The sequence below is a fragment of the Ideonella livida genome (assembly GCF_010499455.1).
Classification (GTDB): Bacteria; Pseudomonadota; Gammaproteobacteria; order Burkholderiales; family Burkholderiaceae_C; genus Ideonella; species Ideonella livida.
On record NZ_JAAGOH010000060.1, the window covers coordinates 1 to 11,092 of the forward strand.

Sequence of the window (11,092 nt, forward strand, 5' to 3'; positions counted from 1 at the left end):
CTTCACCAGCAAGGATGTGGGCTCGGACAGCAGCGACAGCGATGCCGGCGCCGACGGCAAGACCGGCTACTACACCCTGACCTCCGGCAGCAACGTCACCACCGTGGACGCCGGCCTGAAGCAGGCCGTGGTCAACACCGCCAAGGTGGGCGACCGGGTGTGGGAGGACAAGAACTTCAACGGCGTGCAGGACGCGGGCGAGTCGGGCATTTCCGGCGTGACGGTCAAGCTGCTCAACAGCGCGGGCGGTGTGGTGGCCACCACCACCACCAACAGCAGCGGCAACTACCAGTTCTCCAATCTGGCCGCGGGCAACTACAAGGTGCAGGTCGTGGCGCCTTCGGGCTACTACGTGACCAAGCTGGACCAGGGCAGCGACGGCGCGCTGGACTCCGACGTGGGCAGCAACGGCACCACCGCCAGCTTCTCGCTGGCGTCCGGCCAGAACCTGACCAGCATCGACGCGGGCCTCTACCGCAAGGCCAGCATTGGCGACAAGGTGTGGTCCGACTACGACCACGACTATGTGCAGGACGTGGGCGAGTGCGGCATCCGCAACGTGAAGGTCATGCTGCAGGACAGCTGCGGCAACACCATTGCGGTGACCTACACCAACAACAACGGCAACTACTGCTTCTCCAACCTGGATCCGGGCACCTACCGCGTGGTCTTTGACAAGACCAGCGGCTATGACGCCTGGGGCAACAGCGTCTACAACTGGGGTTGGGCGCCCAAGGACGTGGGCGGCAACGACCAGCTCGACGCCGACGCCTACTCCGCCTGGGGCAACCAGACCGCCACCACCGCCTACACCTTCCTGGAGTCGGGCGAGAACGACATGAGCTGGGATGCGGCCTGCACCCCGATCGTGATCGACCTGGGCGGCGACGGCATCCAGACCGTGTCCCGCGAGAACTCGCTGGGCGCCTTCGACCTGTTCGGCACCGGCACCGCCATCAGCTCGGGCTGGATCAGCGGCCACGACGGCTTCCTGGCCATCGACAGCAACGGCAACGGCAGCATCGACGACATCAGCGAGCTGTTCGGCGGCACCGACAAGGGCCAGGGCTTTGCCAAGCTGGCCAGCTTTGACAGCAACGGCGACGGCCTGGTCAACGCCAGCGACGAGCGCTTTGCCGAACTGAAGATCTGGCAGGACGTGGACGGCGACCACCAGACCGATGCCGGTGAGCTGATGAGCCTGGCGCAGGCCGGTGTGGCTGCCCTGACGGTGAGCTACACCGAGCTGCCCTTCCTGGACGCCAACCACAACCTGCACCTGGAGCGCAGCACCGCCACGATGGCCGACGGCAGCAGCGTGGACATGACCGACGTGTACTTCAACGTCGCCAAGGAAGACGCCGCCGCCGCGGGCGTGACCCTGCCGAGCATGGCCGACCTGCTGGGCGACGACCGCTCGGTGGACGGCCTGCTGGGCACCGAGTTCACGGTGGCCGCCGACGGCAGCGTGAGCAGCCAGCCCTGCGGCACCACGGCCGGCGCCAGCGCCTGCCTGGAGGCCACGGTCGACGCCGAGGCCCTGCGTCGCCTGGCCCAGCTGGTGTCGGCCTCCGAGGTGGCCCTGGGCTGACGCCCGCCAGGGGAGCCGGCGTCACAATCGTGCCCGGCCCGCCCGCCCAAGCCGCCCGCCAAGAACGCCGGTCCCTGGGACCGGCGTTTTTTCTTGGATCGGGCGCCACGGCCGGCGCCTAGGCTGCCACTTGTGCGCCCTGCCGCCCGATCTGCCGATCCCCCGGGCCGGCGCCACCCGACCCCAAGCCCGCCCATGAACGAAGAAGCCCTCGACTCCTGCCTGCCGCCGCTCGAAGACGACCCCGGGCCCATGCTGCGGGAATCGGTGCTGTTTCTGGCGCAGTTCTTCGGCACGCCGGTGCAGGCCGAGCCCCTGCAGGCCGCGCTGGACGCCCGGGCCGGGCAGTCGCTGCAGCAGACGCTGGACGCCCTGCTGCCGCTGGCCGGCCTGGTGGCCACGCACCTGCCGCCCGACGCCGCCCGCCGCCCCACCGAGATGCCGGCCCTGGTGCGCGGCGCCAACGGCCGGGTGCTGGTGGTGCTCAGCCTGAAGGACGGCCGCTGCGAGTGCCACGTGCCGGGCATCGAGGGCGTGATCTGGCTGGAGACCACGCTGCTGGGCCATGAGCTGGGCGGCGGCGTGCACTGGCTGGCCATCCGGCCACAGCTGCACTTTGACCAGCGCAGCCTGCTCTACACCCTGCCCGAGACCACCCGCTGGTTCTGGGACACCTTCAACCGCCACCGCTGGATGTTCCGCTGGGCGCTGGTGGGCGCCCTGGCGCTCAACGTCTTCGGCGCCCTGCTGCCCTTCTACGCGATGTCGGTCTACGACCGCGTCATCCCCAACAACGCCATGGGCAGCCTGGGCGTGCTCACCACGGCGGCGTTGGGGCTCATCGGCTTTGAGTTCGTGATGAAGCTGCTGCGCAGCCACCTGCTGGAGCTGGCGGCCCGGCGCATGGACGTGGCGCTGTCGGCCCAGGTCTTCACCCAATGCCTGCGCATGCGGGCGGCCAACCGGCCGGCCTCGGGCGGGGTGCTGGCCAATACCGTCAAAGACTTCGAGTCGGTGCGCGACTTCTTCGCCAGCACCACCCTGACCCTGCTGGGCGACCTGCCCTTCGTCTTCCTCTACCTGGCCGTCATCGCCCTGGTCAGCGGCTGGTTGGTGCTGGTGCCGCTGCTGCTGATGCCGGTGCTGCTGGGCATTGCCTGGTGGACCCGGCGGCGGCTGGCCAAGCTGGTGGAAGCCTCCATGCAGGCCAGCTCCCAGCGCACGGCCCACCTCTTTGAGACCATGAACGGCCTGGACACCGTCAAAGCCCTGGGGGCCGAGGCCTGGAGCCGGCGCAAGTGGGAAGGCCTCACCCAGGCCATCGCCCAGAACAGCCTGGAGACCCGGGAGGTCTCCGCCCGGCAGAACTACCTGCAGGCCGCGGTGCTGGCGGTGGCCAACATCGCCGTGGTGGCCGTGGGCGCCTGGCTGGCGGCCGATGGCGCCCTGACCCTGGGACAGATCATCGCGGCCAGCATGCTCACCGGCCGGGCGCTGGGGCCCATGGTGCAGGTGGCCGGCCTGATCGTGCGCTGGCAGCAGACCCGCATGTCCTTCGAGGCGCTGGACAAGGTGATGAACGCCCCCACCGACAGCGCCAGCGCCAGCCTGCAGGCGCCGCCGCTCAAGGGTGCGGTGGAGTTCCGCGAGGTGCGCTTTGGCTACCCGCAGCTGCCCCCGGTGCTGGACGCCTTCAGCCTGCGCATCCGCCCGGGCGAGAAGGTGGGGGTCATCGGCAAGCTGGGCTCGGGCAAGAGCACCCTGCTGCGCCTGATCCTCAACCAATACGCCCCGGACGCCGGCAGCGTGCTGGTGGACGACCTGGCCACCACCCAGCTCGAACCCCTGTCGCTGCGCCGGCAGATCGGCTATGTGCCCCAGGACGTGACCCTGTTCCACGGCACCTTGCGCGAGAACATCGAACTGGGCCGCGTCATGCTCACCGACGAGCCCCTGCTGCAGGCCATCCGCACCGCCTGCCTGGACGACATCGTGCAGCAGCTGCCCGGCGGCGTGGGCACCCAGGTGGGCGAGCGCGGCGAGCGCCTCTCAGGCGGCCAGCGCCAGGCCGTGGCCATCGCCCGGGCCCTGCTGGCCCAGCCCCGCCTGCTGCTGCTGGACGAGCCCAGCTCCATGATGGATCCGGCCACCGAGCAACGGCTGATCAAGAACCTGCGCAGCCTGGAGGAGTCCACCGTGCTGCTCGTCACCCACCGCATGGCCATGCTGGCCCTGGTGGACCGCCTGATCGTCATGGACCGTGGCCGCATCGTGGCCGACGGCCCGCGCGACGCCGTGCTCAAGGCCCTGAGCCAGCCACCTGCCGAGCCCGCCACCGCCCCGCGCCAAGGAGCCCAAGGTGAGTGAGTCCCACCCGCACGCGGCCCTGGAAGCCGACCCCGACCAGGCCCCCCGCCGGGTGGTCCTGGCCATGATCGCCACCCTGGGCGCCTTCCTCGTGGTCATGATCGCCTGGTCGGTGGTGGCCCAGCTGGACGTGGCCGTGCGCGCCCGCGGCCAGGTCACCCCACCCAGCAAGGTGCAGGAGGTGCAGAGCCTGGAAGGCGGCATCGTGCAGGCCCTGCTGGTCAGCGCCGGCCAGAAGGTGGCGCGTGGCCAGACCCTGGTACGCCTGGACACCGCCCAATACACCGCCACCGCCGGCGAGAGCCGTCAGCAGCAGCTGGCCGCCCTGGCCGGCCTGGCCCGCACCGAAGCGCTGCTGGGGGGCCACGCCCCGCGCTTTGCCCCGGAACTGCTGGCCGAGGCCCCCGCCCTGGTGCAGAAGGAGACCCAGCTCTGGCGCGATGCCCTGGCCGAGTACGAATCCGCCCTGGCCGTCGCCCGCGAAGGCGTGCAGCGCCGCCTGGGCGAGCTGCGCGAGACCCAGTCGCGCATCGCCGCCCTGCAGTCGGCCCTGCGGGTCAGCGAGGAGGCCTTCACCATCGAGGAGCGCCTGTACCGCGAGGGCGCCGGCTCCCGGTCCGACTTCCTGGCCGCCCAGCAGCGCCTGCTCACCCAGCGCGGCGAACTCGACACCGCCCAGAAGTCCGTGCCGCGCATGGACGCCGGCCTGGCCGAAGCCCAGGCCAACCAGCGCGAGGTCGCCTCGCGCCTGCGCACCCAGTGGGGCGCCCAGCACAGCGAGTACCAGACCAAGGTGGCCGCCCTGGGCAGCACCCTCAGCGGCCAGCTCGACCGGGTGGAGCGCCGCGAGATCACCTCGCCCGTGGACGGCGTGGTCAACCGCGTGCTGGTGCCCACCCTGGGCGGCGTGGCCGCCCCGGGCAAGGCCATCCTGGAGATCGTGCCCCAGGAGGCCGACCTGACCGTCATCGTCCGCGTCAAGCCGGCCGACATCGGTTTCATCCACGTCGACCAGGCCGCCCACGTCAGCGTGCTGGCCTACGACCCGGCCACCTACGGGCGCCTGACCGCGCGCGTCAGCCGCGTGGGCGCCGACGCCCTGCTCGACGAGAAGAACGGCGAGCCGTATTTCGAGGTGGAACTCACCGCCGCGCCCGGCCAGCTCAAGGCCAAGGACCGGGTGCTGGCCATCACCCCCGGCATGCCGGTGGAGGCCGGCATCCTCACCGGCAGCCGCAGCGTCATGCAGTACCTGCTCAAGCCGGTGCTCAAGGGCGTGCAGGGCGCGCTGCAGGAACGTTGAGCCCATGACCCGCCCCCACCCCCGCCGCTGGCCCCTGGCCCCGCTGTGCCTGGCCCTGCTGGCCGGCCCCGCCCTGGCCGAACCCGCCGCCGCCGCGCCCAGTGCCCCGCCCCCCGCCGCCCGCGTGCCGCCCGACACCCGCGCCCCCGGCCCGCAGCAGCCCGGCCTGCCCGCCCTGCTGGGCCGGGTGCTGGCCCGCGACCCCCAGGTGCTGGCCCAGCAGGCCCTGCTGACGGCCGCCGAGGCCCGGGTGGACCAGACCCGCTCACGGCGCTGGCCCACCCTGGGCCTGGCCGCCGTGCGCGGCGGCAGCGACGAGGTGGAGCTGACCCGCCCCGTGGACCGCAGCACCCGACGCACCGAGGCCAGCCTGCGCTGGAACCTCTACAACGGCAACGCCGACCAGGTGGAACTGGCCGCCCTGCAGCTGGAGGCCCGGGCCGCCGCCCTGGACCTGCAACGCGCCCGCGAGGAGGTGGCCCAACGCCTGGCCGAGGCGGCCCTGGACCTGGCCCGGCTCGAAGGCCTGATCGTCGCCTCTGCCCGCCGCCTGCAGGCGGTGGAGGCCCTGGCCCAGCAGGCCCGGCGCCAGACCGAGCTGGGCCGCGCCTCCGAAGCCGACGGCCAGCAGGCCGAGGCCTCGCTCACCGACGCCCGCATCGCCCATGAGGCCGTGCAGGCCGAGCGCGCCGCCGCCCGCCTGCGCCTGACCACCCTGGCCGGCGAGCCCCTGCAAGCCGGCGTGGACTACTCGCCCCAGCACTGGCTGTCCGCGGCGCCTGCGCCGGCAGGCGCCGGCAGCCCTCCGCCCGAGGCCGACGCCCCCACCGAGGCCGAACGCCCGCACGCCGGCCTGCAGGCCCTGAGCCTGCGCGCCGAGGCGGCCCGGGCGCGGGTGCGCAGCCGCGCCAGCCTGGCCGCGCCCCGCCTGGACCTGGACGTCACCCGGCGCCTGTCCACCCACACCGACCCCACGCCCAGCAGCGAGGTGCAGAGCAGCTGGCAGCTGGCCCTGCGCTGGGAGATGCCCCTGGGCGGCGAAAGCCTGGCCCGCCAGGACGAGACCCGCGCCCGCGCCGACGCCGCCCAGGCGGAGCTTGACCGCCAGACCCTGGCCTGGCGGGCCGAGCTGCGCGCCCTGGGCCCCAGCCTGCGCCACGGCGAGCTGATGCTGGGCCTGCTCACCGGGCAGATCGAGCGCCAGGCCCGACTGGTGCAGGCCGGCGAGCTGCAATTCGAGGCCGGGCGCCGCGGGCTGCAGCAGCTGCTGCAGCTGCGCGACAGCCACCACGCCACCGAAATCCGCTGGGCCGACCAGTGGCAGAAGCTGCAGGCCGCCCGCCTCAAGCGCCTGGGGCTGACCGGCGGCTGGCTGCCCGCCGTGGGCCTGGGCAGCGCCCGCCCCGACGAGGACGGTGAGCCGCCCACGCCAGCGGCCCCCTAGCTCGCCGGCCGCCCCCGCCGGGCGCGCCAAACCGGGCCGGGCGCCGCGCACCCGCGGAAGCATCCGCCAAAGCCCTGTCAATTCGCGGGCTTGCCCGCGGCCCAGGCTGCCTAGCATCCAGGCACAGCCCGCACCCCGTCCGGTGCGGCCCTGCCCTGCCGCACGCCGCCTGCCATGCCCACCGCTCCCACGCCTGCCGCCGCCCTGCCGCCCGCGGACCTGCTGGCCCTGGCCACCCAGGGGCAGCTGCCCCTGCCCCAACTGCTGGACGTGGCCCAACGCTGGCAGGACGCCGGCCAGTCCGGCGCCGCCGTGCTGCTCTACCGCGCCTGGCTGCAGGGCAGCCCCGGGGCCGGCCTGCGGCATGTGGCGCTGTTCAACCTGGGCACCCTGCTCAGCGGCCAGGGCGACGACCCCGGGGCCGAGGCCTGCTACCGCGAAGCCCTGACCCTGCAGCCCCGCTTTGCCCAGGCCCACCTCAACCTGGGCCACGCCCTGGAACGCAAGGGCCAGGCCGAAGCCGCCCTGGCCGCCTGGGCCGAAGTGCTGCGCCTGACCGCGCCCGCGCCCGACGCCGCCTGCGACGAGGCCGAGCTGCCGCTGCGCCTGCACGCCCTCAACAACAGCGCCCGGCTGCAGGAGCAGCGCCGCGCCTTCGCCCCCGCCGAAGCCCTGCTGGTGCAGAGCCTGCAGCACAAGGCCGACCAGTTCGACGTGCTGCAGCACTACGTCCACCTGCGGCAGAAGCAATGCGAGTGGCCGCTCTACCAGCCGGTGGGCGAGGTCACGCCCAACCAACTGCTGGTGGGCACCTCACCGCTGGCCATGCTCTCGGCCCATGACGACCCCGCGCTGCAGCTGCTGGCCGCCCAGCGCTTTGTGCATGAGCGGGTGAGCGTGCCGGCCGGCCCGCCGCTCTACAAGGGCCGGCCGGCCCGCGCCGGCAAGCTGCGCCTGGGCTACCTCTCGGGCGACCTGTGCCTGCACGCCGTCGGCCTGCTCATGGCCGAGGCCCTGGAGCTGCACGACCGCAGCCGCTTTGACCTCTTCGCCTTTGAATGGAGCCGCGAGGACGGCAGCGCCCTGCGCCAGCGCCTGCTGCGCGCCGTGGACCACCCGGTGCGCCTGGCCGCCCTGGACGACGAGGCCGCCGCCCGCCTGGTGGCCGAGCACGACCTGGACCTGCTGATCGACCTGCAGGGCCTGACCAGCGGTGCCCGCCCCGGCATCCTGGCGCGCCGGCCCGCCCCGGTGCAGGTCAACTGGCTGGGCTTTCCCGGCACCTGCGCCCTGCCCGGCGTGGACTGGATCGTGGCCGACCCCGTGGTCATGCCGCCCGAGCTGGAACCCTTCCACACCGAGCGGCCGGTGCGCGTGCCCGTGTGCTTCCAGGTCAGCGACCGCCAGCGCGAGGTGGCGCCCCCGCCCCGCCGGGCCGACTACGGCCTGCCCGAGGACGCCTTCGTCTACTGCTCGTTCAACAACAACTTCAAGTTCACCGAGGGCTTGTTCGCCACCTGGATGCGCGTGCTGCAGGCCGTGCCCGGCAGCGTGCTGTGGCTGCTGGCCGACAACGAGTGGGCGCACGCCCACATGCTGGCCGCCGCCCAGGCCCACGGCGTGGCGGCCGAGCGGCTGATCTTCGCCCCCCGGGTGGCCCCGCCCGAGTACCTGGCCCGCTTCGCCCTGGCCGACCTGATGCTCGACACCTTCCCCTACAACGCCGGCACCACCGCCAGCGACGCGCTGTGGATGGGCCTGCCCCTGCTCACCCAGGCCGGGCGCAGCTACATCTCGCGCATGGCCGCCAGCCTGCTGCATGCCGTGGGCCTGCCCGACCTGGTGACCCACAGCCCCACCCACTACGAGCGCCTGGCCATCCAGCTCGGCCAGCACCGCGGCCGCATCGCCTCCTACAAGCGCTACCTGGCCGAGCAGGGCCGGCAATCGCCCCTGTTCGACCTGCCCGCCCGGGTGCGCGAGCTGGAAGACGCGCTGGCCCCGCTGGCCCTGGCCGGCCGGCAACGGCGCTGAGGGCGGCGCCCCGCCGCCCCGCATCCCTTCCGTCCCGCCATGTCCGCTGCCCCCGTGTCCGCCGACGCTTCCGTCCCGCCGGGTGGGAGCGAGGCCGCGCCCGCGGCCACCGACACGGTCGGCGGCCCGGAGACCGACGCCCTGCTGCAGGCCCTGATCTGGCTGACCCGCCACCACGGACGCGAACGCTCGGCCGTCTCGCTGCTGGCGGGCATGCCGGTGGACGGCGCATTGCGTCCGGCCCAGGCCCTGCGCGTGATGCAGGAGGCCGGCTTCCACGCCAGCCTGCTGCCACGCCGCCTGGAGGACCTCAGCCCCCTCATGCTGCCGGTGGTGGCCCTGCTGCGCGAGGGCGACGCCTGCCTCATCACCCGGCTGGTGGATGGCCAGGCCGCCGACCCGGTGTGGGAGCTGGTGCTGCCCGCCGCCGGCGGTGCCGTCTGCCAGGTGCGCCAGAGCGAGCTGGCCGCCGAGTACCTGGGCCACCTGCTGGCCGTGGCCCCCCGCCTGCGGCCCGAGCCCGGCAGCGAGGCCGCCCTGCTGCAGACCGGCCGGCACTGGCTGTGGGGCACGCTGCGCCGCTTCCTGCCCTACTACCGCTCCGCGCTCATGGCCGCCCTCATCAGCAACGTGATGATGCTGGTCACCGGCCTGGTCACCTCGGTGGTGTTCGACAAGGTCATCCCGCACCAGGCCTTCGTCACCCTGTGGACCCTGGCCCTGGGCGCCGGCCTGGCCCTGGGCCTGGACCTGGCCGCGCGGCAGCTGCGCAGCCACCTCATCGATCTTTCGGGCCGCAAGGCCGACCTCATCATCGGCTCACTGCTGTTCCGCCAGACCCTGGGCGTGCGCATGGAGCACCGGCCCGCCTCCAGCGGCGCCTTCGCCCACCACCTGGCGCAGATCGAGACCGTGCGCGACTTCTTCGCCTCGGCCACCCTGTCCACCCTGTCGGACCTGCCCTTCATCGCCCTGTTCGTGGGCATGTGCTTCATCGTGGGCGGGCCGCTGGGCTGGGTGCTGGCCGGCTCCATCCCGCTCATCTTGCTCATGGTGGCCGTCATCCAGGGCCAGCTGCGCCGCTCCACCCGCGCCAGCCTGGCCCACCAGACCGACCTGCAGGGCGTGCTGGTGGAGGCGGTGGAAGGGCTGGAAGACCTCAAGAGCTGCGGCGCCCAGGGCCGCTTCCTGCAGCGCTACGAGAACGCCACCGCCCACGCCGCGCTGGCCGCCATGCGCTCGCGCAGCATCTCCGCCTGGTCCAACAACCTGGCCGCCGCCGCCCAGCAGGCCGTCACCCTGGTCATGCTGGTGTGGGGCGTGTACCTCATCCGCGACGGCGTCATCACCGCCGGCGCACTCATCGGGGCGGTCATGTTCGCCGGGCGGGCCATCGCCCCGTTGGGCAGTGTGGTCAGCCTGGCGGTGCGCTACCAAGGCGCCATGGCCGCCATGCAGAGCCTGGACCGCCTGATGCAGCTGCCCACCGAGCGCGAGCAGCAGCGCGCCTACCTGCCCCGGCCCCAGCTGCAGGGCGGCCTGGCCCTGCGCCAGGCCAGCTTTGCCTACCCCCCCACCGGCACCGACCGGCCGCCCGTGGTGCTCAAAGACCTGAACCTGGCCATTCAACCGGGCGACCGGGTGGCCATCCTGGGCCGCATCGGCAGCGGCAAGTCCACCATCCTGCGGCTGCTGGCCGGCCTTTACCAGCCCACCGAAGGCCGGGTGGAGGCCGACGGCATCGACCTGCGCCAGATCGACCCCGCCGACTTCCGCGCCGCGGTAGGCTTTGTCACCCAGGAGCCCCGGCTGTTTGCCGGCACCCTGCGCGACAACGTGCTCATGGGCCGCTCCGCCGCCGACCCCGCCGCCCTGCAGGCCGTGGCCCAGCTCACCGGGCTGGACCGCCTGGTGGCCGGCCACCCGCTGGGCTGGGACCTGCCCGTGGGCGAACGCGGCGGCCTGCTCTCGGGCGGCCAGCGCCAGCTGGTGGCGCTGGCGCGCAGCCTGGTGGTCCAGCCGCGGCTGCTGCTCATGGACGAGCCCACCAGCAGCATGGACGCACAGAGCGAAGCCCTCTTCCTGCAGCGCCTGCAGGCCGCGGTGGGCACACGGACCCTGGTCGTGGTCACCCACCGGCCCGCGGTGCTCGACCTGGTCACCCGCATCCTGGTGGTGGACAACGGCCGCCTGGTGATGGACGGCCCCAAGGCCGCCGTGCTGGCCGCCCTGGCGGGCGCCCCCGCCCCCGCGGGCACCGGCACACCCGCCCCCGCCGGCCCCCCCACCGCCCCGCAACGCCAGGCCGGTGCCTGACCCGCCGCCCCATGGCCACCGCCCGCCCCCCTGCCTC

6 protein-coding genes are annotated in these 11,092 nt (G+C 73.3%); all 6 read left to right on the forward strand.

Annotated elements, in window-relative coordinates; all coding sequences use genetic code 11:
- Positions 1 to 1,591: SdrD B-like domain-containing protein (locus tag G3A44_RS22710; RefSeq protein ID WP_203561540.1), on the forward strand; the 1,591-nt coding region annotated here is incomplete at its 5' end.
- Positions 1,592 to 1,786: 195 nt separating this feature from the next.
- Positions 1,787 to 3,958 carry a type I secretion system permease/ATPase gene (locus tag G3A44_RS22715; RefSeq protein ID WP_163460036.1) on the forward strand — a complete coding sequence of 724 codons (2,172 nt, stop codon included), beginning with the start codon at positions 1,787 to 1,789 and terminating at the stop codon, positions 3,956 to 3,958.
- Positions 3,951 to 5,261 (forward strand): HlyD family type I secretion periplasmic adaptor subunit, encoded by a 1,311-nt coding sequence (locus tag G3A44_RS22720; protein WP_310734446.1) that lies wholly within the window; start codon positions 3,951 to 3,953, stop codon positions 5,259 to 5,261. Before G3A44_RS22715 ends, G3A44_RS22720 begins: the two co-directional genes overlap by 8 nt.
- Before the next feature lie 4 nt (positions 5,262 to 5,265).
- Positions 5,266 to 6,705: a TolC family protein gene (locus tag G3A44_RS22725; RefSeq protein WP_163460037.1), complete on the forward strand. Its 1,440-nt coding sequence runs from the start codon at positions 5,266 to 5,268 to the stop codon at positions 6,703 to 6,705.
- A gap of 174 nt (positions 6,706 to 6,879) precedes the next feature.
- On the forward strand, positions 6,880 to 8,739 hold the full coding sequence (locus G3A44_RS22730; RefSeq protein WP_163460038.1) for an O-linked N-acetylglucosamine transferase, SPINDLY family protein: 1,860 nt from the start codon (positions 6,880 to 6,882) through the stop codon (positions 8,737 to 8,739).
- Between the two features lie 39 nt (positions 8,740 to 8,778).
- Complete coding sequence (locus tag G3A44_RS22735) at positions 8,779 to 11,055, forward strand: type I secretion system permease/ATPase (protein ID WP_163460039.1); 2,277 nt, start codon at positions 8,779 to 8,781, stop codon at positions 11,053 to 11,055.
- The last annotated feature ends 37 nt before the right edge of the window (positions 11,056 to 11,092 follow it).